Origin of the sequence: Falsiroseomonas oryziterrae (assembly GCF_021864505.1) — a bacterium.
Lineage (GTDB): Bacteria > Pseudomonadota > Alphaproteobacteria > Acetobacterales > Acetobacteraceae > Falsiroseomonas > Falsiroseomonas oryziterrae.
Map to the genome: position 1 here is coordinate 1 of NZ_JAKJIB010000011.1, position 26,935 is coordinate 26,935.

Consider the following 26,935-nt stretch of genomic DNA (forward strand, 5'->3'; position numbering starts at 1 on the left):
GACAGCAGCCCGGGCCCCCGGCGCGCCGGGGTGATCGGCAACGCCGCGACCGCGCGACCGCGGGCCGAGAGGCTGCCGACCGGCGCCTCGGGCGCGATCGCGACAGCGGGCCGGCCGACCTGCAGCAGCGCCTCCGGCAGCACGGAGGGGACGAACATGCCGGCGCCGGCGCGTCCCTCGGCATAGCCCTCGGCGACGAGCCGCTCATAGGCCAGGACCGCCGTCTGCCGCGACACACCCACCTCGGCCGACAACGCGCGGGTGGATGGAAGCTGCGCGCCAGGCTTGAAGCGGCCGTCCAGCACGCAGCCCCGGAAATGCGCGGCAAGCTGTTCCTGCAGCGGCACGCCGCTGGCGAGGTCCGGAGCGAAGCTGCCCCAGAGCGGCGGGGCTTGGCGTCGGGGCATGGCGAACTGGACCGATCGATTCCGAGAAACCGGTCATAGGGCATCGGTCCGGACAGGCGTAGGCGAAAGCATACCCCGCCACGCCGAGGATGTGCCCGATGTATGTTCACCCCGCCTTCCGAACCGATACTGCGGATGCGCTCAGCATGCTCGGCGCACGCGGCTTCGGGCTTCTGGTCGTCGCCGACAGCGCCGGCCTCCCGCACGCCGTGCATGTCCCGTTCGTAGCCGAGCGCCACGGAGAGGACGGGCTGCGCATCGAGCTGCACGTGGCCCGTGCCAATCCGATCCACGCAATGGCCGGCGAAGCGGGGCGCCCGGCCCTGCTCGCGGTGCAGGGCCCCGATGCTTACGTCTCGCCTGACTGGTACGGCGTGCCGAACCAGGTGCCGACCTGGACCTACACGGCCGTCCACCTCTCCGGCCAGGCGCGAACGCTGGCTCCCGCGGCCGTGTACGACCACCTCGAGCGCCTGTCGGCCGCCTTTGAGGCGCGCCTAGCGCCGAAGCCGCCCTGGCGGATGGAGAAGATGGAGCCGCATCGCCTGCAGGCGATGATGCACGCCATCGTCGGCATCGAGCTTCTGGTGCCCGCCAGCGGCATCCAGGCCCAGCGGAAGCTGATCCAGCACAAGGGTGAGACCGAGCGGCGCGGGGCGATCGTCGGCCTCTCGGCCCGGCCGGAGCCGGGCTCCCGCGCAGTCGCCTGGCTGATCGCCGAGACCCTCACAGGGACGCAGGTCGCGGACGGCGCTTGACCTTCCCTCAGGCCGGGCGACCCGCGGGGTCGCGCCAGACACAAGCCAGACCCGAGCACGGACCACGCACATGCTGAGACATCCCTCGATCACACCGGTTGCCGGTGCGCTGTCACCCGCGGCACCCGCGGTGGAGGCGTGACATGCGACCGACCTCGCGCACCTCCGACCTGCTGCTGACCGCCTTCGCACCGGCGATCTGGGGCAGCACCTACATCGTCACGACCGAGGCGCTGGCCGGCTGGCACCCGCTGACCGTCGCGCTGCTGCGCGCGCTGCCAGCGGGGCTGCTGCTGCTCGTGCTGGTGCGGCGGTTGCCGGAAGGGCTCTGGTGGGGGCGCAGCGCGATGCTCGGCGCGCTAAACTTCTCGGTGTTCTGGGTTCTGCTCTTCGTCTCTGCCTACCGGCTGCCGGGCGGTGTCGCGGCCACTGTGGGCGCCGTCCAGCCGTTGATCGTGCTTCTGCTGTCGCGCGCCGTGCTCGGCACGCGCATCCGCGCGCTGGGCGTTCTGGCGGCCCTCTGCGGGATCGCCGGCGTGGCGATGCTCGTGCTGGCGCCGGGGGCCTCGATCGATCCGCTCGGTGTCGCAGCGGGGCTCGGTGGCGCGGTCTCGATGGCCGTCGGCATGGTGCTGACGCGGCGCTGGCAGCCGCCGGTGCCGGCACTGACCTTCACGGCGTGGCAGCTCGTCGCGGGCGGGGTGCTGCTGCTGCCGGTCGTGCTCTGGCTTCAGCCGGCTGTGCCCGCGGTGAGCATGGCCAACCTGCTCGGACTCGCCTGGCTCGGGCTCGTCGGCGCCGCCCTGACCTGCATCCTCTGGTTCCGCGGCATCGCGCGCCTCGGCCCGACGGTCACGGCACCGCTCGCCCTGCTGAGCCCGATCGCGGCGGTGCTGCTCGGCTGGGCGGGGCTCGGGCAGACGCTGACGCCGATGCAGATGGCCGGCATGGTCGTGGTGATCGCAAGCATCGCGCTCAGCCAGCTCGCCCAGGGAGCCGCCGCGCCGAGGCCTTCGCGAACCGCCGCCGCGAGCCGCGGCTGATGGCGCTGGTGCGCGCGCTCAGGCGGGCCGCGCGCCCTCGATCAGCGCGCGCTGCGCGGCAATCCCCTCGCCGATCACGTCGAGGCAGGCGCGCACGCGTGCGGTGCGCCGCAGATCCTCGTGCGTCACGACCCAGAGTTCCCGCGACAGCGCCGGCACGGGCTCCGTCAGCGCCCGTAGCAGGCCGGCTTCCGGGTCACCATGGTAGCAAGGCAGCGCTGCCAGCCCGATCCCCTCGCGCGCGGCGACCATCTGGTGCACCAGGCTGTTCGAGCGATAGACGACCTGTTCGGACGACGCCGTCGCCTCGACCCACTCCGCGGCGCCAACGCCCACCGTGTCCACGCCCCAGCCGATGAAGGGGAAGCGCGCCAGGTCGGCGACGTCGCGCGGCGCGCCGTGCTCCGCGAACAGCTTCGGTGACCCGTAGACCGTCCAGGCGACGTCGCAGAGCCGGCGCCCGAACAGGTCGCCCTCGCGCGGGCGGGCGGCCCGCAGCGCCACATCCGCCTCGCGCCGCGACAGGTTGAGCAGCCGACTCTCGGCCAGCAGCTCGACCAGCACGCCGGGATAGAGCGCGCGGAAGCGCGCCATCAGCGGTGTAATCAGGCGGAAGGCGAAGGTCTCCGACATGGTCAGCCGGACGCGGCCGGTCAGGCGATGGTCGCGGCCGGCGATGTCGCGATCCAGCGCCGCTGTTTCCGTCTCCATCCGCTCCGCCGCTGCCGCCACGCGTTCGCCCGCGGCGGTCGCCGCGTAGGCGCCGCCGGGAAGGCGCTCGAACAGCCGCGCGCCGAGCCGTTCCTCAAACGCGTTCAGCCGGCGGAAGGCGGTGCTGTGGTTGACCCCGAGCGCGCGCGCGGCACCCGAAAGACCACCAGCGCGGGCGACGGCGAGCACGAGCCTCAGGTCGTTCCAATCCTCCATGCGCGCCACCGTCTTTGCATTTCCGCAAGCGTAGCTGGCGAGATCGCTGCGTGCCTTGCGCAGATGCGGGGAATACATCGTTCCACACGCCGACACCAGCGCCCCGATCCCGGCGGCGACCGCAGCGGCGGAATGCGAAAGGAACCTCCCATGTCCACCCTCTCACGGATCGCACTGCGCGCGATGGCGGTGCTGCTCGGCGCGACGCTCACCGCGCCCGCCCTCGCCACGGATGACGTGACCTGGCCGCGCACCATCGGCAGCGGCGAGAATGTCGAGATCGACTACGGCCCCGGCCCGCGCGGCAACGTCGTCGGCGGCGGCGCGGTGCACGTCACCGGTTCCGGCGAGAACGTCGAGGTCCACCACCTCGACCCGTCCTTCGTCCAGCAGCCCCCCGCCGGTCAGGTGCCCGTCACCGTCGGCAGCGGCGAGAACGTGAGCACCGTCTGGGTGCCGGCGGACAACGCCACCACCCAACTCGGGCTGCTGATCCAGCCCGGTGCCGCGCGCGGCTGAGCCTGCGGCGCGGCGACCGGCCACCCGCGGTCACCGCGCCCCGGCGCCCTCTCCTCCAGCTTCCAAGGACACCGTCCATGGCCCGGCTCGAACTGGTGAGCTTCGTTCTCTGCCCCTACGCCCAGCGCGCCGCGATCGTGCTGGCCGAGAAGGGCGCGCCCTTCACCCGCACCGACATCGACCTCGCGCTCAAACCCGACTGGTTCCTGGCAATCTCGCCCACCGGAAGGGTGCCGCTGCTGCGCGTCGATGATGAGGTGCTCTTCGAATCCGCGGCAATCGCGGAATATCTCGACGAGACCATCGCCCCGCGCCTGCTGCCCGCCGATGCGCTGCAGCGCGCCCGTCAGCGCGCCTTCGTGGAGTTCGCCTCCGGCACGCTGGCCGACATCGCCGCCCTCTACATGGCACCCGACCAGGATGGCTACGCCGCGAAGCGCCGGGCGCTGCGCACCCGCTTCGCGCGGCTGGAGGAAGAGCTTGATCCACAGGGCCCGTATTTCGCGGGGCCTGGCTTCGGCCTGGTGGATGCGGCCTTCGCGCCGGCCTTCCGCTACTTCGACGTTATCGACCCGGCCACCTGCGAGGACAGCTTCGACCGCCTGCCGCGCATAGCGCGCTGGCGTGCGGCGCTCGGCGCGCGGCCGAGCGTCATCCGCGCGGTGGTGCCCGACTTCACCGCCCGCCTCGCTGCCTTCCTCGGCAGCCGCCCCTCGCATCTCGCCGCGCTGATCGCTGCCGTCACGGCCTGCGCCGCGGCCCGGCTGGACGCCTGATACTACCACCAATCCGACAAACCGAAGGAAAGACCCATGTCCACCCAAGCCGGGCTCTTCACGCCGCTCCGCCTCGGCGCGCTCGACCTGCCGCACCGCATCGTCATGGCGCCGATGACGCGCAACCGCTCGCCCGGCAACCTGGCGAACGCGCTCAACGCGACCTACTACGCGCAGCGCGCCGCGGCGGCGCTGATCATCACCGAAGGCACTGCGCCCGACGCGATGGGGCGCGGCTACATCGACATCCCCGGCCTCTACGACGGCGCGCAGGTCCGCGCCTGGCGGCAGGTGACGGAGGCAGTACACGCGCGCGGCGGGCTGATCGCTGTGCAGCTGATGCATGTCGGGCGCATCTCGCATCCGGACTTCCTCGATGGCGCGACGCCGGTTGCACCCTCTGCCGTCGCAGCGGCCGGCGCGATCCACACCTGGACGGGCCCGAAGCCGCACCCCGTGCCGCGCGCGCTCGACGCCGCCGAGATCCCAGCCGTGATCGCCAGCCACGCGCGCGCCGCGCGCCTGGCACGCGAGGCCGGCTTCGACGCGGTGGAGATCCACGGCGCGAATGGCTACCTGGCCAACCAGTTCCTTGCCCCCAATGCGAATCTGCGACGCGACGCCTGGGGTGGCAGCGTCGAGAAGCGCGCGCGCTTCCTGCTGGAGGCAACCGATGCCGCCATCGCCGAGATCGGCGCCGGGCGCGTCGGCGTGCGCCTCAGCCCCGGCAATGGCTTCAACGACATCGCCGATCCGGAAGCGGAGGCGACCTATGCGCATGTGCTCGCCGAGCTGGACCGGCGCGATCTCGCCTGGCTGCACGTGATGGATACGCGGCCGGGCTTCGACGTGCCGGCGCTGATCGCGCGGCACTATCGCGGCGCGGTGATGCTGAACGGCGGCTACGACCGCGCCCGCGCGGAGGCCGATATCGCCACCGGCCGTGCGGCGCTGGTCTCCTTCGGCACGCCGTTCATCTCCAATCCCGACCTGCCCGAGCGGCTGCGCAACGGCGCGGCGCTCGCGACCGCCGACCGCGCGACCTTCTATGGCGGCAATGCGCGCGGCTATATCGACTACCCTGCATTGGAACCTGCGAGGGCCGCGTAATGGCGGCTGCTCCGAGGCGGCGGAGATCCCTTCCAGGCATGCATCTCTTCCTTGCTGGAGTGGGATAAGACGTCCGCTGCGGCCACCAGGCCGGCGTCGCGGGACCGGCGCGGCCGCAGGCGCCGCCTTGCCGGACCTCGTCGCGGCGACGTCGGATTGCAGGCGCCGGCTACGCCGGAAGCGGGCGCAGAGAGGCGAGGTGCGGCCGTGCGCTCCGCTGCGGGAGGTACCCCGGCGCGTGGGGGGAGCAATCGACCATGCCGATCGCCCCCCCGCTCCTCCGGTCAGGCTGCGCCGCGCACGAAAGCCAGGAGGTCGCGGTTCAGCACGTCGGCGTTCACCGTAAGCATGCCGTGCGAGAAGCCAGGATAGGTCTTCAGCGTGCCGTTCTTCAGCAGCCGGACCGCGATCCTGGCCGAGCTGTCGATCGGCACGATCTGATCGTCCTCGCCGTGCATCACCAGCGTCGGCACGGTGATCGCCTTCAGGTCCTCGGTCTGGTCGGTCTCGGAGAACGCCTTGATACCGTCGTAGTGGGCTTTCGCGCTGCCGCTCATGCCCTGACGCCACCAGTTCTGGATCACGCCTTCATGCGCCGTGGCGCCAGGGCGGTTGAAGCCATAGAACGGTCCCGCCGGCACATCGCGGAAGAACTGCGCACGATTGGCCGCCAGCGCATTGCGGAAACCGTCGAACACTTCGATCGGCAGCCCGCCCGGATAGGCTTCGGTCCTGAGCATGATCGGCGGGATGGCTGCCACCAGAACGGCCTTGGCGACGCGACCCGTGGGCTGGCCGTGCTTCGCCACGTACCGCGCGAGTTCGCCGCCGCCTGTGGAATGGCCGATGTGGACCGCGTTGCGGAGATCCAGGTGCTCGGCCACGGCGAAGGCATCCGCGGCATAGTGGTCCATGTCATGGCCGTCGGAGACGTGCGCCGAGCGTCCATGGCCGCGCCGGTCATGCGCCACGACCCGATAGCCTTGCTGCAGGAAGAACAGCAGCTGCGCGTCCCAGTCGTCGGATGACAGCGGCCAGCCGTGATGGAACACGATGGGCTGCGCGTCCCGCGGGCCCCAATCCTTGTAGAAGATCTCGACGCCGTCGCGGGTCGTCACGGTGGGCATGATGGGTGGTCCTTCCAGGTTGGTGTTGATCTGTGCTCCGGCCGCGCGCGACAGGCCGGCGAGGGCGATCATTGCGGCCGCTCCCAGTTCAATTGCCTGGCGCCGTGTCCGATCGAGTGCCACGTCCATATCCAAGATTCCCTGGTCTGTTCCGCTCTTCGCGGGCCGTCCTCACCATGTCTTGGGGCGACGGGGCGCGTCGTTGCGCGCCGGCCAACTTCTTCCAAAGAAATCGAGCCGACCGCTTTCGCCCTTGCTGCGCATGGCGATCGGATCGCGATCCGCGGAGAGGGCTTGGGGAAGGCGCGCGATGGCGCGCGCCTTCCTCTTCGTGGTGGGAGGATCAGCCGCGGTGTCGCGCGCTGGACGTGCTGTTCGAACTGCTGGCCTCTGGCGGGCAACTGCTGACCAAGGAGGCGCTACTTGCCAACGTATGGCCCGGCGTCATCGTCGAGGAGAACAACCTCCAGGTTCAGATCTCGGCCTTGCGTCCGCCGCACCCAGGGCAACCTGCGCCACGTAGAGGCTCGCGATGAGGCAAGCCGATGCCGCGAAGCCGCGCAGCCGCCGCACCAGCAGCGCCCCACCGAGCAGCCCGGCCACCGGCAGGGCCAGCGTCACGCCGAGCGCGGCATGGACGCCCCAGAGCTCACCATCGCGAAACAATGCCTAGCCCGCGGTGAGGAACTGCGCCAGCAGCCCGAGGGGCAGCGCACGGGCCGCCAGCACGAAGGGAGCAGGCGGGAGCAGGACGCCGGAAATGGACCGCACCGCTCAGGCCTCCGCCGCAAGCGGCAGCAGGCGCGCGCGGGCCGCGACGGACTGCGCCGTCGCCGCCATCCAGCGCCGCAGCCGCGCGGCATAGGCCTCGCCCGCCGCGTCGAGCTCCGCGGGGGAAAGCCGGTTCGCCCGGAAGAGCAAATGGGGCCGGGTCCAGGCCATACCGCCTATCTGATCGCATCGGTGGACCTGCCGGTGATGGGATCGGTGATCGAGGCGAGCGCGGAGCGCCCCTATCTCTGCCTGCGTCTCGACCTCGACATGACGGCGCTCGGGGAACTCGCGATCCGCTATCCCGCAACCGGCCCCGAGCCGGAGGGCCTTCCTGTCGGAATTGCGCTGAACCGGACAACGCCCGCGCTGCTCGACGCCGCGACCCGGCTCGTGGGCCTGCTGGACACGCCGGACGACATCGAGGCGGTTGCGCCACTGACAATCCGCGAGATCCTCTACCGCCTCCTGACCGGGGACAGCGCCGCCACGGTCCGGCAAATGGCGCGCGCCGACAGCCGCCTCAATCAGGTCGCCCGTGCCATCGTCTGGATCAGAACGCATTTCCGGGAGGCCTGTCCGATCGAGACATTGGCCGAGATGGCGGGCATGAGCCGCTCCGCCTTCCACGCACATTTCAAGGCGATCACGTCGATGAGTCCGCTTGAGTTCCGCACGCATCTGCGCATGCATGAGGCGCAGCGGCTCATGGTCGGCGATGCCATGGACGCCGCCAGCGCGGGCTTCAGCGTCGGATACGGCAGCCCATCGCAATTCAGTCGCGACTACACCCGCATCTTTGGGATGCCCCCGGCCAAACACGCTGGCCGACTGCGCGGCATCGTTGAAACCCAGTCCGAAACGCAGGAGTTGGCGTCTGTCCAGAAACATCTTCGATGTGAGCCGGCGGGGCTGGATGGTCGGGCTGATTCGTAATTCGACCGGGTCGCGCAACTCTGGACGGACGAACCGATGTTGGACCCCAGCGAGCGGTGGCACATCGGCGGAGGTGGCGGAGGTGATCCTGGTCGCCGTCAGCAATGGCACCGCCCGTTTGCGCTGTGTCGCGACCGAGGGCATCCGCGCCTGGGTCGCGGCGCACCGCGAAACCTCCGAGGAAGCGTACATCGCCGTCATGCGACGCGAGGTGGGGCTTGGCTGAGACGCAAGCGCCGGTGGTGACGCGACTGCCGTGGCAGGAGGTCTTGCGGTACCTCGATCCGGCACGGCGGCTCGATCCTTTCGATCCGCGGGTCGCCGGCACGCCGGCGCTCGGGCTCGACCTGCCCGGCAGCGACCTCGACATTCTCTGTCATGCGCCGGATCCCGATGCGTTCCTCGCCGTGCTCTGGCCGCTGTGCTCAGGCTGGCCGGGGTTCGCGGTGTGGCAATGGCGCGGCGCGTACCGCCCGCTGGTGGCACGCTTCCAGGCCGGCGGCTGGGAGGTCGAGATCTTCGCAGCCGGTGAACCGGTCGAACAGCAGATGGCATGGCGGCATGCCCGCATCGAGGCCAGGCTGCTGCGGATTGGCGGCACGGCGTTTCGAGACCGCGTGATGGATCGGCGGCGGCAGGGCCTGAAGACAGAACCTGCCTTCGCGGCGGTACTGGGGCTTGAGGGGGACCCGTATCGCGCGCTGCTCGCATGCGAGGGTTGCGACGACGACGCACTGCGACGGCTGGTCGAAAGCCGGGCGCTGGCGCCAAACCAACGATGACGCGCCCGATGCGAGTCACGCCGGCGGTTGGACGGCATGGTAGGCGGAGTGCTCGGAAAACACCGTGGCTCGCAACCGAGCGATGGAGATCTGCGTTTCATCCTGCGCGGCGCGCCATGCACCCAGCGTCTGCGCAGCCCCATGGCTGCGGCGCTTGAGCGCCCACCGCTCACAGAGGGTGGAGTTCTCGGTTCCCACCGCTGCTCCAGTCGGCCTTTCCCAGAACGCTCTCCATTGCCGTTCGGACCGCGCGGAAGCGCCTGTCTGGCCGAGGTTCGCGTACCAACCTTGATGGTGCAGGGACGGAACGACGGGCCAAGAACCCTTTCCGAACGCCAAAGACTCTCCGGACCTTGAGAGTTGGACGAGCTTACCCTCAAGTTTATGCGCTGTTCGACTTGGGTGTGGGACTATACAGCCATGAACGGCGCCGGGTTTGCCGGAGGCTGTTTGGTGTGGGTTACGCTGCCAGGGGAGTGGCCTCCTGTGCGGCATAGTAGCGCGCTTCCGCCTCGGCGGGCGGGATGTTCCCGATTGGCTCGAGGAGGGCGGCGGTTGTTGAACCAGTCTGACCCTGCCCCTTAATTGCCCTCTTTCATGAGCAGAGCCTGTTCTCCGTTTGCCCCGATGCGGGGCGGGTTGCAAAGGCTGCTGGGGTGAGCCCGTTCAGGCTCGTGTGCGGGCGGGCCGTGTTGTAGTCGCTCCTCCGTGCTTCGATGATGCGGCGCGCCGCAGGCAGGCTGCCGAACAGGTGCTCGTTCAGGCACTCGTCGCGGAACCGGCCGTTGAAGCTCTCGACAAACCCGTTCTGCTGCGGCTTGCCCGGCGCGATGTAGTGCCAGGCGACGCCACGCTCCTGCTGCCAGCGCAGCATCGCGTGCGAGGTCAGCTCGGTACCGTTGTCGCTCACGATCAGCGCCGGACGGCCGCGCAGCGCCAGGATCCGGTCGAGCTCACGCCCGACCCGCAGCCCAGACAGCGAGGTGTCCGCGGCCAGCACCAGACACTCGCGAGTGAAGTCGTCCACCACGGCGAGGACGCGGAACCGCCGCCCGCAGGCCAGCGCGTCAGAGACGAAGTCCAGCGACCAGCGTTGGTTCACCCCCTGCGACAGCGCCATCGGCGCCCGCGTGCCCAGCGCGCGCTTGCGCCCGCCCCGTCGGCGCACCCCAAGACGTTCCGCCCGGTACAGGCGAAACAGCTTCTTGTGGTTCAGCCGGTGCCCCTCCCGCGCCAGCAAGATGTGCAGGCGCCGGTAGCCAAACCGTCGGCGCTCATTCGCCAGCGCCCGCAGCCGAACGCGGACCGCGCCGACGTCAGGGCGCCGAGAGACGTAGCGGTACGTCTTCGGGGCCATGCCGACGATCTGGCAGGCGCGCCGCTGCGAGTAGTCCTTCTCATCGATCGCCCGGGTCACGGCGTTTCTCCGCGAGCTGGGCGTCAGAAATTTTTTTGCCAGCATCTCCCGCAGTGTCGAGACATCGAGCATGGACTCCGCCAGCAGCTTCTTCAGCCGCGCGTTCTCATCCTCGAGGCTCTTCAGCTTGCGGGCGTCCGACACCTCCATGCCCCCGTACTTCGACCGCCAGGCGTAGAACGTCGCCTCGCTGATCCCGTGCTTGCGGCACAGATCCGGCGCCGGCGCACCCGCCTGGTGCTCCTTCAGCACGCCAATGATCTGCTCCTGCGTGAACCTCGATCGCTTCATCATCCGTCTCCCTTCGACGGACTCTAGCTCGGGGCGGGGACATCCAAGGGGGCAGGGTCAAACTGTGTTGGCCGCGGCCGCTAGTCTCAATCGTCCTCGGCGGACGCCTCTTCGGGCGCTCGCGTAGAGCGTAAGGGAACACCCGGGGCGAAGGAGAGCATCTCGAAGGTCAATGCGCCCTCCTCGAAGCGCGCGCTAACCGAGACGCAGCCTCGCGCCGCGTCGAGCTCAGCCCTGACCGAGAGCGGTAGGCCAGAGCCACCGGTCAGAACTTCCGAATGCAGAGTCAGCCTTGCGTCATTTGCGCCCGGCGTCGCAAGGCAGCGGCACTCCACCATCACGAAAGGGTCGCGAAGCAGCGGCGCGAAGGAGGCCGCCAGCCCCCCTCTAAGGTCCGGTGAACAGAGCGGCGAGCGGTCGTGCCAGATCAAGCCGGGGCGGGCCGCATAGGGAACGCTCGGCATCGCGAGCGCGAGCAGCCGCAGCAGCGGCGCGGCTGCAGGTGTGATCGAGATCATGCGCCAAGCATCGGCGTCGGCCCGCGACACCATCTCGCCGCCGCCCCGGCCGGCCGCATGGTGATGTCGCCCCCAGTCGTCGAGAAAGACCTCGATGGTTTCCGCGTTCCGTTCGTCGGGCGCGAATGAGGCGGGAACCTTCCCTCTGGCTTCGACGGACCAAAGCGCCTGGCCTGGCACCATGCCCGTCAGCAACGTGCGTACCGCGGGATCCGCAAGTGCGGCTGCAAGGACGGTGCCCTCGGGCGGGACGCCTGCCGCGTGCCATCGCAACAAGCCTTCGCCTGGGGCCGCCTCGGTCAGGAAGTTCGCCACACGGAAACGCGCCGTCATCGCACCCGGCGTCGCGGCCCTCTGCGCCTGGATGTGCAAGTGGGGCGTGGGCGACCGGCCGGAGTTCCCCACCAGACCAATCTGGCTGCCCGCGACCACGCGCATGCCGGGCGCGCACGGGATGCTCCATTGCTTAAGGTGCGCCAGCATCGCCCAGCCGCCCTGGTCAAGCCGGATGATAACGTGGTTGCCCCAGTTCTCCTGGAAGTTTGACACGCCCAGTGGGTTGTCAGCGACGTCGTTCCGCACGTGTTCGACCACGCCTGCCGCGGGTGCGTAGACCGCTGCCTCCCAGAGCGATGGCCGTGCGTCCGACGAGCCGTCGGTGGCGGGCCGCTGCAGGTCAAGCGCGTGGCGCCAGCGCCCAGCATGGCTCAGCTTTCCGGAGAACCCCTGCGTCACCTCGGCGGTGCCGGCTAGAGGCACGCCAAGCAGAGGCTCCCGGCTGCCCCAGCGGAGGGCTTCAAGGGCGGCGCCGCGCCAAGCCTCTTCCGGCGGCGACGAGGGAAGTGGGTTGCGCAATAGAACGCCGCGCTGTTCGGCCGACAGCAGCGCACCGATGCCGATCCAAACGGTCAGCCCGAGCGGGATCGGCAGGTAAGCGGCGGGCGATCCGCCGAATAGGTGCTGCAGCCCGATTGCTGCGACGGCAGCGAAGGCGCCCGCGGCTGCGGCAACCGGCAGGGAGCCGCGGGAGGGCAGGTACTGGACCGTCCCGAGCGCCATGCCGGCAAGGAAGAAGTTGTAGGAGGTCGGCAACCAGTAGTGCATGTCGCCGAGCTTCAGGAAGCTCTGCGCCGCCAAGACGCCGGCGATCCAGCCCACCAAGCCGCAGACGAACATGAGACGCGACCACGCGAGGATGACCCCTGCCATCAGCAGTCCGGCCCAGGGCGTGGGTGAGAACACCAGCGCGCCCAGCGAGCGCAGCAGCGCCATGACCCAGTCCGCCGCGGTAACGGGCGCGCTGCCCCAATCCATCGTCAGGATGGCGCGGTACGTCCAATCCGGAAAGACGAGGAAGTAGAAGCTGGCGACCACGCAATACGCCCAGACGAGCGGGGGCAGCGACGTGTTCTCCAGCGCGTGCCGGATTGCTGCCGCGAGAACTGCGGCGAGCCCTGCCGCCGCGGCAACGAGCCCCGCCTGCGCGATCAAGGAGAGGCCCGCAGGGCCCGTCATCCAGCCCGTTGCCACGGCGGCGAGAAAGGCGTTCGCCTTGAGGCAGCCCTCATGTCCGGTGATGTCGTCGTTTCCGCTCAGGCGCCGGACGGCCTCGCCGACCAGGATGCCAAGGACCCCGGACAGCAGCAGCCGCGGCTGAGCGGCTAGCGCCAGCCACATCAGCGCGCCGGCCCAGGCTCCGCGCACAAGCACGATGCCGGCTACGGGATGAAGGAAGAGTTCGGCCGCCAGCGTGGCCCGGCGCGCGAGCGGCGCGGGCAGGGCCGAGGCGTCGGGAAGCCGGCGGCTTAGCCGCACCGGCATCATACGGTGCCGAGGTGCCCTGGCAGGCGCTCAAGCCCGGCGATGTCCTCGAGCGTCTCGGCCTGCCGAATGAGCTCGGCCTTGCCCTGCTCCGTGATCATTGCCATCGCCGGGCGGCCGAAGATGAACTGCATGGACTGGTTCGAGTTGTAGGCTCCCACCGGATACAGCGTCAGCAGGTCGCCTGTCTCTAGCAGGGGCAGTTCGGCCTGCTCGCGGACGACATCGATTGCCATGCAGAGCGGCCCATACAGGCGCACAGGCGTCGGCGCCGTGTTGGTGGCGCGGGCCGGCATAGCCTCGATCCGGAACCACGCCGCCGTATAGAGGAGGTTGATCCCGGCATCGAGCACGTAGCCCGTGCGGGCCTCGTTGCCGCGGAGCGCCTGCTCCTTGTAGGCGAGGCCGGCAAGGTCGCCGCCGGCGCTGAGCGTTGGCCTGCTGCCCTTCACCGCGGCGATGCGCGTGACGAGATAGCCGGCCTCGTCCACCAAGTGGCGTCCATTCTCCATCCGCAACAGCGGGCGGCGCTTCGCGGGCAGGGCTTTCAGCACGGCGGTGATGGCGTCCGCATATGCATCCACCGGCGGCACGGCGCGCTCCGCTGGGCCGGCCATGCCATGCAGCAGGCTCACCGACGGCAGGCCCCCGCCCAGGTTTAGGCAAGGGACGAGATGGCCGTGTCGCTGCTCGATAGCGTCACGCAGCGCCAGCATCTTCCGCGCTGCGACCGCATAGGCCTCAGGCAGCAGGATGTAGGTGCCGATATGGGTGTGCAGTGTGTGCAACCGCAGCTTCCGGTTCCGCACGACGCGCGCGGCAGCGCGCTCCGCCTCGCCGTCGGCGAGCGCGAAGCCGAACTTCGACCACATTGGCCGGATGCCGGTGTCTACCAGCAGGCGGAGCCCCACCTCCACCGGCGCGGGCGCGGCGGCCGCGATGTCCTCGACCAGGCCGAGCTCATCCCAGTTGTCGATCTGCACGAGCGCGCCCTCGGCCATGGCGCGCTCGAGGTCGGCGCGCGGCTTCGCCGGCCCGTTCAGCACGATCTCCCTCGCGGCATAGCCGAGCCGGCGGGCCTTCGCGTACTCGAATCCCGACGCGGCATCGGCGATCCAGCCCTCTGAGCGGAATACCTGGCAGACAGCGTCGAGGTGGTTAGTCTTGAACGACCAGGCAAACTCCGACTTCGCGTAGCGACTGCGGAAGGCCTCGCGCATCGCCTTCGCCTTCTCACGCAGCGTCCGCTCGGAAAAGACGAAGAGCGGCGTGCCGAAGCTACGCGCCAGATCGGCGACCAGGACGCCGTCTATCGCCTCGCGGAAGCTGGCCTCCTTGCCGCGAGAGAACGCGTTGCGTTCGATAGCGGATTCGATCGGCTGGCGCCCGAGTTCGTCCGTGATGGTGGGGGGGAAGTAGGTCAGGGGCATCACGCGGCCTCACTGGTCCCAGCCGCCTCGGCGAACTGCTCGCCGGTGAGGCGCGCGATGTCGGCTATGTCGCCGACTAGGTCTGTGCAGTGGCGGATGAACATCTTGCCCGGCGGGCACTGCTTCAGTTCGACACCGCTGCCGCCGCACAGGCGCTCGAAGAAGGCCGCCGGGAGGTTGCAGTCGATCTTGGCAGGGAAATCGATCCAGGCGGGGAAGCGGGGATTCATCTCCATCAGCACCGGCGGCCGGCCGGGCGCCTTGATGAATTCGAGCTCGAAGGGCCCGTCCCAGCGAAGAGCCCCGATGATCCGACGCGCGAACTCCTCGATCTCCGGGTTGTCCACCACCAGCCCCGCATATCCTTTGCCGAGCTTCGTCCGCAGCATCTTGCGGATGGCGCAGAAGGCGACCAGCCCACCCTTGCCGTCGCCGAGGCCGGTCAGATCGTATTCCTCCCCGAAGACGGCCTCCTGCGCGAGAACGGGGCCGCCCCAGACACGATGGATGTCGGCGAAGGCCGCGTAGAGCTCGGCCGCCGAGTGCACTGCACGTGCGTCGTACAGCCGGCCCTTCACGTAGCAGGGATAGCCGATCTCGAGTGCGCGCGCGGCGAGCGTCGCTGCGTCATGCGCCTGCACGGTGCGAGGCGTCGGCACCTCGATGCGCTGGCAGAACTGCCGAAGATGCGTCTTCGCCATCGCCCGGAGTGAGGTGCGGCTCGGCAACAGCAGCCGCACGCCGAGGTTGGCGAGGTCTTCCTCGATATCGAGATAGTTCACAAGTTCGGAGTCGAGACAGGGGATGATCGCGTTGACCCCCTCCTCCGCGATGACCTGCTTCAGCCGACCCAGCAGCGGCTCTGGCCCGAGGGCGGGATAGGGCATGAGATGCGCTGCATCGAGGCGGTCGAGCCCGCCGCTGTAGATGCCGCTCTCCATGGGGTCGTAGCAGAGCCCGACGACCTTCAGCTGCGGCCAGACGCGGCGCAGGCTCTCCGCCACCGCGCCGCCCGGCTGCGGGCTCTCCCCGCGGTGCATGCCGGACACCGCCAGGACGCGCTGGCCCTCCGGCAGGCGTCTCGCGCTCATGTTGCCTCCTGCGCGATCAGGCCGCGCAGGGTCAGCTCGTTGAGGAACAGCTCGGCGTCGCGGATCGCGCGCGTCCTCTCGATTCCGTAGCGCCGCGCCAGCATTTCTGGCAGGTCGTCGCGTTTGGCGCCGCCCTCAATGGCGCGCAGCACGAAGGCAGCCGTCGGGCTGATCCGGTAGAACATCCCCCAGACCGTATCGAAGACGAAGGTGTCGCCGTAGAACTTCAGGTGCCGGGTGCCGCGGAGCGGGCCGATGGACGCGCTCGCGGTCGGGGAGCGCCTTGCGTTTGGTTGGGTCAACGCCCTGACAATCCTCCAAGCTTCGGCCGGCGTGGTCGGACCCGCCGATTGTTCGCGCTCCGCGGTCCTAAGGGCCGCTTTCCTTAAACCATAGCGCACCATGCGCGCAGGAACATTGCTCCAGATCAATGATCCGTCCCCACGGTCGTTCTACCGTGGAGCGCAACGATATCGAGCGGAACGCACATATGACGCGCGTCGGGTCTCCACGCTTCCTCGTCGCCTCCGGGCTTGTCCTGGCCCTTTCACTCGCTGGCTGTGCCGGAACGGACCGGCAGGACAACATGCCGCCGCCAGGGACCTTGAGGGCGGTACCCCACGCAGGGCTGACGAGCCTCGATCCGATCACCACGACCGCATACATCAATCGGACGCATGGCTATCTCGTCTACGACACGCTCTTCGCGCTGGACCAGAATTTCGAGCCGCAGCCACAGATGGTGGACAGCTTCACCATCTCGCCCGACGGTCGGACCTACACCTTCCGGCTTCGAGACGGGCTACGCTGGCACGATGGCACGCAGGTCACTGCGGAGGATTGCGTTGCGTCCCTCCGCCGATGGGGCCGTCGCGACGGAACCGGCCAGGCACTCTTCTCGACCGTGGAGAGCCTGACCGCCGAGAACCCGCAGACCATCGTCATGCGCCTCCGTCGCCCGTTCCCCGGGGTTCTGGAGGCGCTCGGGAAGATCTCCTCCAACGTGCCGTTCATGATGCCCCGGCGCCTGGCGGAGACCGATGCCAACACCGCGGTCAACGATGCCACAGGATCGGGCCCCTACCGCTTCAGCCGCGACGACTGGCAGCCGGGTCGCCGGGCCGTGTATCTGCGCAATGACGCCTATGTGGCGCGGTCGGAGCCCGCTTCCCTCGCGGCCGGTTCCCGGGCCGGACAAATGCCGCGCATCGAGTGGGTCAGCTACCAGACACCCGAGGACGCGGTGGCGGCGCTCGGCCGCGGCGAGGTGCACTACCTCGAATCGCCGCCTGTCCGGCTGTTGCCGCAGCTGCGTGAGATGCCGGGTGTCAGCGTCGGCTTCACCGACCCGCTCGGGAATGTCGGCATGGCGGTCTTCAACCACGCGGCAGCGCCGTTCAACAACGTCGCCGTACGTCGGGCCGTCATGATGGCCATGAACCAGGAAGACTACATGACGGCCGCGGTGGGCGATCGGACGCTCTGGCGCACGTGCCACTCCGTCTTCCCCTGCGACTCGCCGCTGGCCAACGAGGCCGGGAACCAAGTGATGCGCAGCGCCAACCTGGACGGCGCTCGTGCTGCCCTGCGCAGGGCAGGATATCGCGGGCAACCGGTCGTCATCATGAACCCGACCGACATTGCGGTGCTCGCGGCCTTCACCCGGGTCACGGCGGATCGCCTGCGGGAGATCGGCATGAATGTCCAGGTTGAGGACATGACCTGGGATGCGCTGCTCCAGCGCCGGAACACGCGCAGCGGCCCTGGCTCCTGGAGCATGTTCCACACCTGGTGGGTGGCGGCAGACCTTCTCGATCCCACCAAGATCGCCTTCTCGGGCAATCCTCAGACCGGCTGGATCGGCTGGCCCCGCGACCCGCAGCTGGAACGGCTGCGCGCCTCCTTCGTGGCTCAGCAGGACCCCGCGCGACGCAGGGCCATCGCCGAGCAGGTGCAGCAGCGGGTTCTCTCCAATGCGAACTTCGCAATCCTGGGCCAGTTCTATGAGCCGATCGCATTCCGGGACAACGTGACCGGCCTGCAGTCGCCCATCCAGATGTACTATCGCCTCGGGTTGCGGCAGTGATGTCGCGGCCGCGCGCAGCCTGACAGGCGTCGGTTCCGGCCTCGCCAGGTGACGAGGCCGGAATTCCGCTTGGACTTATGCTGCTTAACGCGGTCGGCTTGGACTCAGCGGAGTTGGTTCAGTAGACTGACCACCTGAGGCGCGCAGGGCATTGCGCTCGCTTGGCCGAGCGCCATCCTGCAGCGCCCTGCCGAACAGGAGCACGGGAGCATGCGTTTTCGGGCACGCTTGCGTCGAGCGGCCTCCTGCGCCGGTGCGTGCTGGCGCTTCGGGGTGAGCGCGCTGCTGCTGCTCGGCACCACCCTGCTGCCCGCCAGGTGGGCCGAAGCCAGGGATGCCACGGTGCGCATCGCTGCCACCGCGCCGCACTCCGGCCGCGATGTCCAGCTCTTCGGCGAGGTGTACCGCCCCGCCGGGGAGGGGCGCTTTCCAGCCGTTGTGCTGAAGCATGGCTGCGGCGGCTGGATGGGCGGCGCGCGCCACGCCCTGCAGCAGCATGCGGCCTTCCTGCGCGACAATGGCTTCGTGGTGCTGAACCTCGACGGCTTCGGTCCGCGCGGCCTGGGCGACGGTTCGGCCTGCGCCAGCGTCGCCACGCTAACCGAGGCGCTGCGCTACCGTACGCAGGACGCCTTCGACGCGCTGCGCTACCTGCGCTCGCTCGACTACGTGGATTCCGAACAGATCTTCCTGATGGGACAGAGCAACGGCGGCAGCGTGGCGATGCTCGCGGCCGCGGCCGGCGCCGCCCGCACGTTCCGCGCGGCCGAGGGCGGCTTCCGGGCCGTGGTGGCCTTCTATCCATGGTGCGGGACCCTCGGCTCGACCCGGCTTTCCCTCGAAGCGCCGCTCCTGGTCCTCACCGGTGCGCGCGACGACTGGACGCCCCCGGATGACTGTCGCCGCTTCACCTCGAGCGGGGCACCGGTCCGGGTGACCGTCTACGGCAATGCGGCGCACTCCTTCGACCTGCTCTCACCCCCGCACCGCTTCCTCGGCAAGCTGGTGGGCTACGACGCGGACGCAACGCAGGACAGCCGCCAGCAGATGCTCGCCTTCTTCCGGGAGCATGGCGCGCGCGCCCGCGTGGCTCGGGCTGGAGCCAGCAATCCCATCACCCGGGTCAGCGACCGCCGCTGAGGCCGTCGCCGCATCACCCTGCGAGGCGAGGCTGCAACGCCAGTCGCGTGCAGGCGTGCGCCTGTTGATGCGTATCAATGCATAGTGTTCCGCCTCCGGCTTTCATATCTTCCGAACGAAATGCACCCGCCGCGCCGCGGTGCAGCTTGTCTGAGGGGGACCATGCGTAGATCGCTTGTTGCCGGTGCGCTTCTTGCCGTCGTCGTCGCCACGCCTGCTGCGGCGCAGGTGCCGCTCGGCAGCGGGTTCAGCGTCAGCGGATACGTCACCGGGACGACCGACTACGTCACCCGCGGCATCAGCCAGACACGCGAGCGACCCGCTTTGCAGGCCGGCGCCGAGCTCGCGCATGAGTCCGGCTTCTATATCGGTACCTTCGTGAGCAACGTCGCCTTCCAGGGCACCGACGCGCGGCAGGAGGTGGATGCGTATCTCGGCTATCGCTGGACACTGAGTGGGTTCCGCTTCGATGTGGTGGGCCAGTGGTACACCTATCCGGGCTATACGGCCGGGCCTGGCCAGTACGGGCTCGATTTCGCGGAGGTCATCCTCTCGGCGGCCTATGATTTCGAGCGTGTGACGCTGAGCGGCCTTGTCGGCTGGTCGCCCGACTACTCCTTCGAATCTGGCAACGCCGTGCGGGTTGAGGCGGGTGTCGCCTGGACGACGCCTCTCTGGGACATCGTTCTGTCGGGCCGCGTCGGCTACCAGTCGATCGACCGGAACAGCAGGATCGGACTGCCGGACTACGTCTACTACGGCGCATCCGTGTCGAAGGCGCTCGGCGGCGGCGTGAGCGTCGCCGCGGGGGTGTACGGAACGGACATCTCGAAAAGCGACTGCTTTGGCGGACGCGACGTCTGCGACACGCGGCTGCTAGCCTCCGTAACCTGGCGCTTCTGAGAAGCCGCCCTGATCTGCCGGTCCTGTCGCGCCTGCTAACCGCAGGTACGGCCATCATCCTCGGGTGACCTCTCAGTGGGGCGACTTTGCACGCGGAGATGCTGCAATGATGTGGATGGTCCCCCGCTTCGAGTGACTCCACCAACAGCGCCGCTGCAGCGGATTTCGCCGAAGATGAAGGGGTGGTAATCTATCGCGCCGCGCAGAAGGACCCGCGCCCGGCCGCGCGATCGTTGCCTGTCACTCGCCCAGGGAGCTCTACAGTTGATCACCACCATCACGACCCATGTCCAGCCGGGCACGCCGGCGGAGGTCGAAAGCCGCCTGAGTCCCGCGCTGACGGCCGCCGAAGCCTTCGGGGCGCACCTCGTTACGCTCGTTTTCGCGATTGACGGCAACGAGGAGTTGGCAGGCGCCGCAGCCAACCAGGCGGACGAACTAGCAAAGCGACGCGGCATTCGCGGCGAGGTACGGCCGCGAAGCTCCTTTGCTTACGGGGCGGGCGAGGTCTTTGCCGACCACGCGCGCGTCAGCGATCTCGCGGTGGTATCGCTTGATCTTGGTCGCGGCCTGGCTGGGCGGATGCTGCTCTCCGCCGTCGCCTTCGGCAGCGGCCGCCCGGTGCTGATGGTGCCGGAGGCGGCAGGCATGACCCGGCTTCCCCGGCGCGTGTTGGTCGGGTGGGATGCTTCGCCGGCGGCGGCGCGTGCCGTAGCTGGCGCCCTGCCCTTCATTCGCCGGGCTGAAGAGACGCTTGTGGTGACCATCAGCGATGACAAGTCCCTTCGGTCGGGTCAGTCGGGCATCGAGTTGACGCATCTTCTCGCGCGGCACGGCGCCAAGGCGTCCTTCATGGCGGTGCGCGCCGATGGCCGCGGCCCGATGGCGGCGCTTTCAGAGTGCGCGCGCGAGCGGGAAGCAGATTTGCTGGTGCTTGGTGTCGTCCAGCACTCGCCGCTGCACGAACTGGTCTTCGGCAGCGCCACCGCCGCGCTGTTCCAGGACACGGCCGGGTTGCCCTGCCTCGTCGCGGCGTAGGTCCACTCACGGTGAAAAGGGCGGTCAGAGGGCCGCCCACTTCGCTGGCCTCGTGTTGCGGTCGCACCGGGGCAGGGATTGCGAGCTTTCGACCCAACCGGGCTGGAACCCGCCCGATCGCTTGGTGCCGCTCAGGTCTGCGGCGGTGGGCGCGAGCCTGAAGGTGCCGGTCTGGACCACCTTCCGCCGCGTCACCTTGCCGATCTGCCTGCCCGCCATCCTGGAGATCTGGATCTTCCTGTTCGTCAGCGCGATGACGACGGTGGGCGCGGTGATCTTCCTCGACGGGCCTGACACGAAGCCGGCCTCGGTAGCCGTCGTCCACGTGGACGAGGCGGGGCAGGCCAGCGCCGCTGCCGCCATGGCCTGCGTCCTGCTGGCCGCGACAACCGCGGCGAAGCTCGCGCGGCTCGCGGTCGACGCCCTGGCGGGTCGCGCGACCTAGGCCTGGCGACGGCGCCGAGAACGGTCAGTCGAAGAAGACGGGGTTCGACCAGGCGCGACGGCCAGCGGAATCCGCGACCACGACGCGCCCGAAGCCGCCCGGGCGCAGCGCGGCAAGCGGCAGCTTGGCCTCGCGCTGACCGGGCGCTACCGACTGTACAGCGCGCGAGCCGCGTCCGAGCACCATGATGCTGGCCGCATCGCTGCACCGCACCGTCACCTGCTCCGCCTCCCAAACGATGTCGATGATCGAGGGGCCTTGGGTGGCGTAGAAGCGCCCGGCCTTGAGGGCGGCGAGCAGCATCTCGGGCTCGTTCGCCTCGGCCTTCACCATGACCCACCCGCCGAAGGCGTCGTCGCAGGCGAAATGCGCGTCGTCCGTCGCGAGCAGCGACACGCGCCGCCCGGCGGCGAGGAGCTGGTCGGCGAGGTAGACACCGTCGCCGCGTTCGGTGCGGAGCTGCGAGGTATGGTTGTACACCTCGACCGCGTGGGCGCCCGGGATCGTCGCGGCGTCCTCCTTGGTCAGCGCGTACCAGCCGGGGTGCGGAATGGCGACGAAGGCGCCGGCGGCCAGTGCTCGGGCGGCAAGCTCGGGACCGGTCTCGTCCGCGGCGGGGGGCGCGAAGCCGGATGGAAGGCCGACGGCGAGGATGTGCCAGGTCTCGCCGAGCTGAGTGCGGGGTGCGTGAAGCTCCGCGCCGAGCAGGGTCGTGAAGCCGGGCGCACGGAAGGGGCGCGTGTCGGCTATCGGGAAGCCATATCTCGGCAGGAAGTGGTCGGTGAGGGCGAGGAAATCGTAACCCGCCTCGCGGTAGGCGGCGCAGACCGCCTCCGGGCTGCGGACGCCATCGGATAGTGTCGAGTGCGTGTGGAGGTTGCCCTTCCAGAACCGGCCCGGTGCGACAAATGCATCGTCCATCGGCATCGGTCTGTCCTCCCACCTCGGTCAGCGCCTCTCCAAAGCCGGTTGCGCCGTGCGGGGCAAGAGACCTTTGGCGGTCAGGCGCGACCCCGGCGGCTTCGACGCTGCACGATCATCGCACCGTCATGCCGCTGCAACGGTAGCCGTCTATCCGCACGGGCATCCGCCGCGCTGACGTCGGCCGCCACGCAAGGAGCCCCCGCCATGACTCGCCGCCGCGACATCCTGCTTGCCGCAACTGCGCTCGCACTCCCGGGTCTTGCCCATGCCCAGGGCGGCTGGCGAGCGCAGTTCAGGGAACTGCGCTACGGCATCATCTCCTCCGAGAACGAGCGCGACGCCATCGCCCGTCTCCAGGGGCTCGCCGCCTACACCGAGCGCAAGCTCGGCGTGCCGATGCGCGTGACACGCGGGACGGACTACGCGGCGGTGGTCGAGGCCCTGCGCTCCAGTCAGCTCGAATTCGCCCATCTCGGGCCCGCGGCCTATGCGCTGGCGCGGCGTTCCATGGGCGAGCGCGTCGTGCCGCTGCTGCGCCATCGCGGGCATGACGGGGCGGAGGGCTATTTCTCGGTCATCTTCGTCCGCGCCGACAGCCAGTTCCGGACGCTGGCGGACCTGCGCGGCCGTTCCTTCGCCTTCGCCGATCCGAACTCCGCCTCTGGTTTCGCGGCGCCGAGCTACTTCCTGCGCAAGGAAGGCGTAGAGCCGGCCCGCTCTTTCGGCCGCACCGGCTTCTCGGGCAACCACGAGCAGTCGGTGATCGCCGTCCTGAATGGCACCTTCGATGCCGCGGCCACCTTCTGGAACAACGAGCAGAGCGGCAACATCCAGCGCATGGTCGAGAAGGGCATGATCCAGCCCGGAACGACGCGGATCATCTGGCGCAGCCCGCTCATTCCGAACTCGCCGACCGTCACCCGCGCCGAGGTGCCGGAGGACCTTCGCCGCGACTTCATCGCGATGATGCAGGCGATGCCGCAGGAGGCGCCCGAGGTGCTGCGCCAGCTGAGCGCCAACACCGCCGGTTTCGCGCTGGCCCGGCATGAGGACTATGCCGACGTCATCGCCATGGTCGAGGAGAACCAGGCCCAGCGGCGTGAGCGCCGTTCTTGAGCCTGACCGTCGAGGCGGTCTCGGCCCGCTGGCGGGAGGAGACCTCCGCCCGGCGCCGCCGGGGCCTGATGTGGCTTGCGCTGTTCGCGGCCGCGACACTGGTGGCCGGCAGGGTCGGGGAGGTTGACCTTGCCCGCCTCGTGGAGGGCCTGCCGCGCGCGGGAGACTACGTCGCCCGCACCATCCCCGTCCTGCGATGGGACAGCCTCGGCCCCGATCTCGCCGACTGGATGTGGGGCCTCGATCTGTGGGTGGAGTTCCTACTGGACACCGTGCTGATCGCCTACACGGGGACGGTGCTGGGCGGTGCGGCTGCGCTTCTGCTGTCCTTCCCCGCCGCGAGCACTTTCGCGCCACCCTGGGCGGTGACGCTTTCGCGCCGCCTGCTGGAGTTTGCGCGCACCGTTCCGACGCTCGTCTTCGCGTTGATCTTCGTCTACGCCTTCGGTCTCGGCCCCTTCGCCGGCGTACTGGCGATCGCGCTGCACAGCATGGGTGCGCTGGGGAAGCTGTTCGCAGAGGTGCACGAGAACGCCGATCCCCGTACGCCGGAGGCGATCCGCGCGGCGGGCGGCAACTGGACCCAGGCGATGCGCTTCGGCGTGCTGCCGCAGTCGCTGCCCGGGCTTCTGTCCTTCGGGTTGCTGCGCCTCGAGATCAACGTGCGCGAGGCGAGCGTATTGGGGCTCGTCGGCGCCGGCGGCATCGGCGAGGAACTCTACCTTGCCGTGCGCCAGTTCGAGTATCCGGACATCTCGGCGATCATCGTGCTGATCCTGCTGACGGTGACGCTGATCGATCAGCTTTGCGCCAAACTGCGCCACCGCATCCTCGGGGCGGAGGCATTGCGCGCCGCATGAGGGTCTCCCGCACGCAACTGCTGTTCGTCGGCGGCTTCGTGCTGTTGGTCCTCGGTCTCTGGCGCGTGGACGCCTCCCCGCAGCGCATCTGGGAGGGTCTGGGCAAGCTCGGCTGGCTGGTCGCGCTGATGTGGCCGCCAAGCCCTGGCCAGTATCTCACCGACCTGCTCGAAGCCCTGGCCGAGACGGTGGCCATGGCGTTCCTGGGGACGCTGCTGGCGGCCTTGATCGCACTGCCGATCTGCTTTCTCGGCGCCGGAAATGTCGTGGGCAACACGCTGCTGCGCTTCACCGTGCGGCGCAGCTATGACGGGCTCCGCGGCGTGGACAGCCTGATCTGGGCCCTGATCTTCGTCTCCGCTGTCGGCATGGGGCCCTTCGCCGGCATCCTGGCGCTGGCCGTCCCGGATATTGGTCTCCTGGCGAAGGTCTTCTCGGAGGCCATCGAGTCCGCGGATCGGCGCCAAGTGGACGGCGTGCGTGCCTCCGGCGGATCGCGGCTGCAGGCGATCCGCTACGGACTGGTTCCGCAGGCTGGCCCGGTCATGCTCTCCCAGGTGCTCTACACCTTCGAGAGCAACACGCGCTCCGCCACGATTCTCGGCGTCGTCGGGGCAGGGGGGATAGGCCTCGCCCTCGGCGATCGCATCCGGCTGAACGACTGGGACGAGGCCGCCTTCATCATCCTGCTGATCCTGGTCACCGTCGCCGCGATAGACTGGGCTAGTCGTCGAATCCGGTTGAGGCTGATCAGGGCATGAGCGAGCCGATCTTCCAGGACCCGGGGACCGCGACGAAGCGCCTCGGGCGAGAGCCCGCGATCCACCCCACCGCAAGCGTGCGCGACTGCACCTTCGGTGTCTACACGGAGGTGGGCGCGCGCACGACGATCGCCGAGGTCTCGTTCGGCGACTACTCCTACGTGGTCCATGACGCGCAGATCACCTACGCGACCATCGGGAAGTTCTGCTCGATCGCCAGTCACACACGGATCAATCCAGGGAACCATCCGCTGGAGCGGGTGGCGCTGAACCACTTCACCTATCGCGCCAGCGCCTATGGCCTCGGCCCGGATGAGGCGGGTTTCTTCGACTGGCGCCGCAGCCACGCCGTCACGCTTGGCCACGATGTCTGGCTCGGTCACGGGGTGATCGTGCTTCCAGGCGTCAGCATCGGCACGGGTGCCGCGATCGGCGCGGGTGCCGTGGTGACGAAGGACATCCCGCCCTTCGCGGTCGCGGTCGGCAACCCAGCTCGTGTGATCCGCTTCCGCTTTCCGGAGGAGATCCGCGCCGCTCTGCTGCGCATTGCCTGGTGGGACTGGCCGCGCGAGCGCCTGGCGGCGGCGCTGGAAGAGATTCGAACACTGTCTGCCGAGGAGTTCTGTCGCCGGCATTCGGCGCCCTTGCCGTGACCGGCCCGTTCGCCAACAGGCTCCATCCGGTCCGGCTGCGGCACGAGGTTAGCCGGCCACGGGCTTCGCCGCATCTCGCAGCACGGCCTTCGCCTTGCGCGCCGGTTTCCTGCCAGAACGGGGCTTGCGTGGGTCGGCCTTGGCCGGTGCCGGCTTCGGCGCGCCGTCGGCGGCCATACGGCGGTCCTGCCACTCGGCGAGAAGCCGCTCCAGCAGCGCTGTCTTCTTGATGCCCAGGTCCTTGGCGGCCTGCTTGAACCGCTGCTTGAAGCTGTCCGTCACCTTGAACCGCAGCTCCTGCGACCGTGCAGCCTTCTTCGGCGCGTTATCCGTCGGTGGCTTGTCTGCTACGCTGTTGCCGGACTTCGCGGCGTCGGCGTGCATGGCAGCGGCTTTGCGTCTGGTCGATTTGCGCATCGGGGAGGCATTCTCTGGCAGGCGAACTCCGCCACACTCGGCGAAAGCGTGAATGCCGCAATCTCAGAACGATGAAATTTTTCTGACGGTGCGCTCGGCGTCACACGCTTCGACGGTGTTGCCGGCCGCCTGGGCGCAGCCCTGTGTGTGATCGGCGAGCGTTTGGGATTGCTGTGCGACGCGCGGTGCTGCGGCCTGGCGTGGAAGCTCATCGCGCATCGCCGGGGCGACAGCCGACGAACGCCAATCGTCGCTTGCGCGCCGTGCGCGTCCGGGCTTGAAGCCGATCGGACGGCCCTATGCGCATGACCCTGATCGCCCTGCCGGCCGCGCTGCTCGCCCTTGTCGGGGCGACTGCTGCGCAGCCGGGCGACGCTCACCGCACCCGCGAGCCCCGGATCGTGCTGCCGCACGATTGGGAGCAGCGCTTCATCCGCTACGCGACGGTGGACGACGCGGATCGCCGGATCGTCCGACATGTCCATGTCGACCCCGACGCGCATGCGCGGCTCCGCCCCGGGATGCCGGCGCCGGACGGCACGCTGCTGATCATGGCCGATGCGCGCGCCCGGCTGGACACGACGGGGCAGCCGCTGCGTGATGCGGGCGGTCGCTTCCTGCCTGAGCCCGGCTGGATCGCGCTCTTCGCCAAGCGGAAGGACGCGCGCCGTGACCGCGCGACCGAGCCCGGCTTGCGCAACGGCGATTGGGATTACGCGGCGTTCGACGGCGCCGGCCGGCCGCGGGACGTCTCCCTCGCCGCGTGCTTCGCCTGTCACCAGCAGGCGCGCGCGGCGCAGGACTACACCTTCACACTCTGGGACTACGCCGCGACGCGCGGCGGCGGTCGATGAACAGGAGTTGGCCC

The 26,935-nt window shown here is 69.3% G+C and carries 30 protein-coding genes; 18 read left to right on the forward strand and 12 right to left on the reverse strand.

All coding sequences use genetic code 11. The features are described 5' to 3' along the window. Positions 1 to 407, reverse strand: a 407-nt coding sequence (locus tag L2I40_RS02245; RefSeq protein ID WP_237213229.1) for a GntR family transcriptional regulator, incomplete at its 3' end; no start/stop codon positions are given. Positions 408 to 505: 98 nt separating this feature from the next. Here L2I40_RS02245 and L2I40_RS02250 point away from each other — a divergent pair. Together L2I40_RS02250 and L2I40_RS02255 are read left to right on the forward strand one after the other, a co-directional pair. Further along, on the forward strand, positions 506 to 1,165 hold the full coding sequence (locus L2I40_RS02250; RefSeq protein WP_272910920.1) for an FMN-binding negative transcriptional regulator: 660 nt from the start codon (positions 506 to 508) through the stop codon (positions 1,163 to 1,165). A gap of 143 nt (positions 1,166 to 1,308) precedes the next feature. Continuing rightward, complete coding sequence (locus L2I40_RS02255) at positions 1,309 to 2,208, forward strand: EamA family transporter (protein WP_237213231.1); 900 nt, start codon at positions 1,309 to 1,311, stop codon at positions 2,206 to 2,208. An 18-nt stretch (positions 2,209 to 2,226) separates the two neighbouring features. Here L2I40_RS02255 and L2I40_RS02260 read toward each other — a convergent pair whose 3' ends face one another. Beyond that, positions 2,227 to 3,135 carry a LysR family transcriptional regulator gene (locus L2I40_RS02260; protein WP_237213232.1) on the reverse strand — a complete coding sequence of 303 codons (909 nt, stop codon included), beginning with the start codon at positions 3,133 to 3,135 and terminating at the stop codon, positions 2,227 to 2,229. 150 nt (positions 3,136 to 3,285) lie between these two features. Between L2I40_RS02260 and L2I40_RS02265 the strand changes: the two genes are divergently transcribed. The 3 genes from L2I40_RS02265 to L2I40_RS02275 all read left to right on the forward strand — a co-directional run bounded on the left by L2I40_RS02265 (position 3,286) and on the right by L2I40_RS02275 (position 5,540). Next, complete coding sequence (locus L2I40_RS02265) at positions 3,286 to 3,654, forward strand: hypothetical protein (protein ID WP_237213233.1); 369 nt, start codon at positions 3,286 to 3,288, stop codon at positions 3,652 to 3,654. 77 nt (positions 3,655 to 3,731) lie between these two features. Further along, positions 3,732 to 4,430, forward strand: a complete 699-nt coding sequence (locus tag L2I40_RS02270) for a glutathione S-transferase family protein (protein WP_237213234.1) — start codon at positions 3,732 to 3,734, stop codon at positions 4,428 to 4,430. A gap of 36 nt (positions 4,431 to 4,466) precedes the next feature. After that, positions 4,467 to 5,540: an alkene reductase gene (locus L2I40_RS02275; protein ID WP_237213235.1), complete on the forward strand. Its 1,074-nt coding sequence runs from the start codon at positions 4,467 to 4,469 to the stop codon at positions 5,538 to 5,540. A gap of 284 nt (positions 5,541 to 5,824) precedes the next feature. Here the strand turns inward: L2I40_RS02275 and L2I40_RS02280 are convergent, their stop codons facing one another. The 3 genes from L2I40_RS02280 to L2I40_RS02285 all read right to left on the reverse strand — a co-directional run bounded on the left by L2I40_RS02280 (position 5,825) and on the right by L2I40_RS02285 (position 7,609). Then, the gene (locus tag L2I40_RS02280; RefSeq protein ID WP_237213261.1) at positions 5,825 to 6,667 is read right to left on the reverse strand and encodes an alpha/beta fold hydrolase; all 843 of its coding nucleotides are present in this window, start codon (positions 6,665 to 6,667) and stop codon (positions 5,825 to 5,827) included. Positions 6,668 to 7,111: 444 nt separating this feature from the next. Next, complete coding sequence (locus L2I40_RS24555) at positions 7,112 to 7,333, reverse strand: DUF6220 domain-containing protein (protein ID WP_372490983.1); 222 nt, start codon at positions 7,331 to 7,333, stop codon at positions 7,112 to 7,114. A 108-nt stretch (positions 7,334 to 7,441) separates the two neighbouring features. Further along, positions 7,442 to 7,609 (reverse strand): hypothetical protein, encoded by a 168-nt coding sequence (locus tag L2I40_RS02285; RefSeq protein ID WP_237213236.1) that lies wholly within the window; start codon positions 7,607 to 7,609, stop codon positions 7,442 to 7,444. On the opposite strand from L2I40_RS02285, the gene L2I40_RS02290 reads away from it, so the two are divergent. From L2I40_RS02290 to L2I40_RS02300, 3 genes are all read left to right on the forward strand, one after another. Beyond that, positions 7,589 to 8,374 (forward strand): AraC family transcriptional regulator, encoded by a 786-nt coding sequence (locus L2I40_RS02290; protein ID WP_272910921.1) that lies wholly within the window; start codon positions 7,589 to 7,591, stop codon positions 8,372 to 8,374. The genes L2I40_RS02285 and L2I40_RS02290 overlap by 21 nt on opposite strands. Before the next feature lie 82 nt (positions 8,375 to 8,456). Continuing rightward, positions 8,457 to 8,600: a hypothetical protein gene (locus L2I40_RS02295; protein WP_237213238.1), complete on the forward strand. Its 144-nt coding sequence runs from the start codon at positions 8,457 to 8,459 to the stop codon at positions 8,598 to 8,600. Further along, positions 8,593 to 9,156, forward strand: coding sequence for a DUF4269 domain-containing protein (locus L2I40_RS02300; protein ID WP_237213239.1), 564 nt, complete (start codon positions 8,593 to 8,595; stop codon positions 9,154 to 9,156). The genes L2I40_RS02295 and L2I40_RS02300 overlap by 8 nt, the downstream gene beginning before the upstream one ends. Positions 9,157 to 9,751: 595 nt before the next feature. On the opposite strand, the gene L2I40_RS02305 is transcribed toward L2I40_RS02300, so the two are convergent. The 5 genes from L2I40_RS02305 to L2I40_RS02325 form a co-directional block, all read right to left on the reverse strand. Further along, positions 9,752 to 10,864 carry an IS3 family transposase gene (locus tag L2I40_RS02305; RefSeq protein WP_237213240.1) on the reverse strand — a complete coding sequence of 371 codons (1,113 nt, stop codon included), beginning with the start codon at positions 10,862 to 10,864 and terminating at the stop codon, positions 9,752 to 9,754. A gap of 86 nt (positions 10,865 to 10,950) precedes the next feature. Beyond that, positions 10,951 to 13,206 (reverse strand): urea transporter, encoded by a 2,256-nt coding sequence (locus L2I40_RS02310; protein ID WP_237213241.1) that lies wholly within the window; start codon positions 13,204 to 13,206, stop codon positions 10,951 to 10,953. Further along, positions 13,203 to 14,633, reverse strand: a complete 1,431-nt coding sequence (locus L2I40_RS02315; RefSeq protein ID WP_237213242.1) for a type III PLP-dependent enzyme domain-containing protein — start codon at positions 14,631 to 14,633, stop codon at positions 13,203 to 13,205. Before L2I40_RS02315 ends, L2I40_RS02310 begins: the two co-directional genes overlap by 4 nt. After that, a complete protein-coding gene (locus L2I40_RS02320; RefSeq protein ID WP_237213243.1) occupies positions 14,633 to 15,724 on the reverse strand; it encodes an ATP-grasp domain-containing protein in 1,092 nt (363 codons plus the stop codon). Before L2I40_RS02320 ends, L2I40_RS02315 begins: the two co-directional genes overlap by 1 nt. Beyond that, positions 15,721 to 16,026 (reverse strand): PqqD family protein, encoded by a 306-nt coding sequence (locus L2I40_RS02325; RefSeq protein WP_237213244.1) that lies wholly within the window; start codon positions 16,024 to 16,026, stop codon positions 15,721 to 15,723. The genes L2I40_RS02320 and L2I40_RS02325 overlap by 4 nt, the downstream gene beginning before the upstream one ends. Positions 16,027 to 16,154: 128 nt before the next feature. Between L2I40_RS02325 and L2I40_RS02330 the strand changes: the two genes are divergently transcribed. From L2I40_RS02330 to L2I40_RS02350, 5 genes are all read left to right on the forward strand, one after another. After that, complete coding sequence (locus L2I40_RS02330; protein WP_237213245.1) at positions 16,155 to 17,810, forward strand: ABC transporter substrate-binding protein; 1,656 nt, start codon at positions 16,155 to 16,157, stop codon at positions 17,808 to 17,810. Positions 17,811 to 18,083: 273 nt separating this feature from the next. Next, positions 18,084 to 18,950, forward strand: a complete 867-nt coding sequence (locus L2I40_RS02335) for a dienelactone hydrolase family protein (protein ID WP_237213246.1) — start codon at positions 18,084 to 18,086, stop codon at positions 18,948 to 18,950. A gap of 162 nt (positions 18,951 to 19,112) precedes the next feature. Further along, complete coding sequence (locus tag L2I40_RS02340; RefSeq protein ID WP_237213247.1) at positions 19,113 to 19,853, forward strand: TorF family putative porin; 741 nt, start codon at positions 19,113 to 19,115, stop codon at positions 19,851 to 19,853. 264 nt (positions 19,854 to 20,117) lie between these two features. Then, positions 20,118 to 20,891, forward strand: coding sequence for a universal stress protein (locus L2I40_RS02345; protein WP_237213248.1), 774 nt, complete (start codon positions 20,118 to 20,120; stop codon positions 20,889 to 20,891). A gap of 124 nt (positions 20,892 to 21,015) precedes the next feature. Next, on the forward strand, positions 21,016 to 21,336 hold the full coding sequence (locus L2I40_RS02350; RefSeq protein WP_237213249.1) for a hypothetical protein: 321 nt from the start codon (positions 21,016 to 21,018) through the stop codon (positions 21,334 to 21,336). A gap of 24 nt (positions 21,337 to 21,360) precedes the next feature. Here L2I40_RS02350 and L2I40_RS02355 read toward each other — a convergent pair whose 3' ends face one another. Next, positions 21,361 to 22,263 carry a PHP domain-containing protein gene (locus L2I40_RS02355; RefSeq protein ID WP_237213250.1) on the reverse strand — a complete coding sequence of 301 codons (903 nt, stop codon included), beginning with the start codon at positions 22,261 to 22,263 and terminating at the stop codon, positions 21,361 to 21,363. Positions 22,264 to 22,464: 201 nt separating this feature from the next. Here L2I40_RS02355 and L2I40_RS02360 point away from each other — a divergent pair, with 201 nt between their 5' ends. Genes L2I40_RS02360 through L2I40_RS02375 form a run of 4 tightly spaced genes read left to right on the forward strand, consistent with a single transcriptional unit; the run spans position 22,465 to position 25,650 of the window. After that, the gene (locus L2I40_RS02360) at positions 22,465 to 23,376 is read left to right on the forward strand and encodes a phosphate/phosphite/phosphonate ABC transporter substrate-binding protein (RefSeq protein WP_237213251.1); all 912 of its coding nucleotides are present in this window, start codon (positions 22,465 to 22,467) and stop codon (positions 23,374 to 23,376) included. Beyond that, positions 23,373 to 24,236 carry a phosphonate ABC transporter, permease protein PhnE gene (phnE, locus tag L2I40_RS02365; protein ID WP_237213252.1) on the forward strand — a complete coding sequence of 288 codons (864 nt, stop codon included), beginning with the start codon at positions 23,373 to 23,375 and terminating at the stop codon, positions 24,234 to 24,236. Before L2I40_RS02360 ends, phnE (L2I40_RS02365) begins: the two co-directional genes overlap by 4 nt. Further along, positions 24,233 to 24,997, forward strand: coding sequence for a phosphonate ABC transporter, permease protein PhnE (phnE, locus tag L2I40_RS02370; RefSeq protein ID WP_237213253.1), 765 nt, complete (start codon positions 24,233 to 24,235; stop codon positions 24,995 to 24,997). Before phnE (L2I40_RS02365) ends, phnE (L2I40_RS02370) begins: the two co-directional genes overlap by 4 nt. Continuing rightward, on the forward strand, positions 24,994 to 25,650 hold the full coding sequence (locus L2I40_RS02375) for an LbetaH domain-containing protein (RefSeq protein WP_237213254.1): 657 nt from the start codon (positions 24,994 to 24,996) through the stop codon (positions 25,648 to 25,650). Before phnE (L2I40_RS02370) ends, L2I40_RS02375 begins: the two co-directional genes overlap by 4 nt. Positions 25,651 to 25,698: 48 nt before the next feature. On the opposite strand, the gene L2I40_RS02380 is transcribed toward L2I40_RS02375, so the two are convergent. Further along, a complete protein-coding gene (locus L2I40_RS02380) occupies positions 25,699 to 26,067 on the reverse strand; it encodes a hypothetical protein (protein WP_237213255.1) in 369 nt (122 codons plus the stop codon). A 305-nt stretch (positions 26,068 to 26,372) separates the two neighbouring features. Here L2I40_RS02380 and L2I40_RS02385 point away from each other — a divergent pair, with 305 nt between their 5' ends. Next, positions 26,373 to 26,921, forward strand: a complete 549-nt coding sequence (locus L2I40_RS02385) for a cytochrome P460 family protein (RefSeq protein WP_237213256.1) — start codon at positions 26,373 to 26,375, stop codon at positions 26,919 to 26,921. Positions 26,922 to 26,935: the final 14 nt, after the last annotated feature.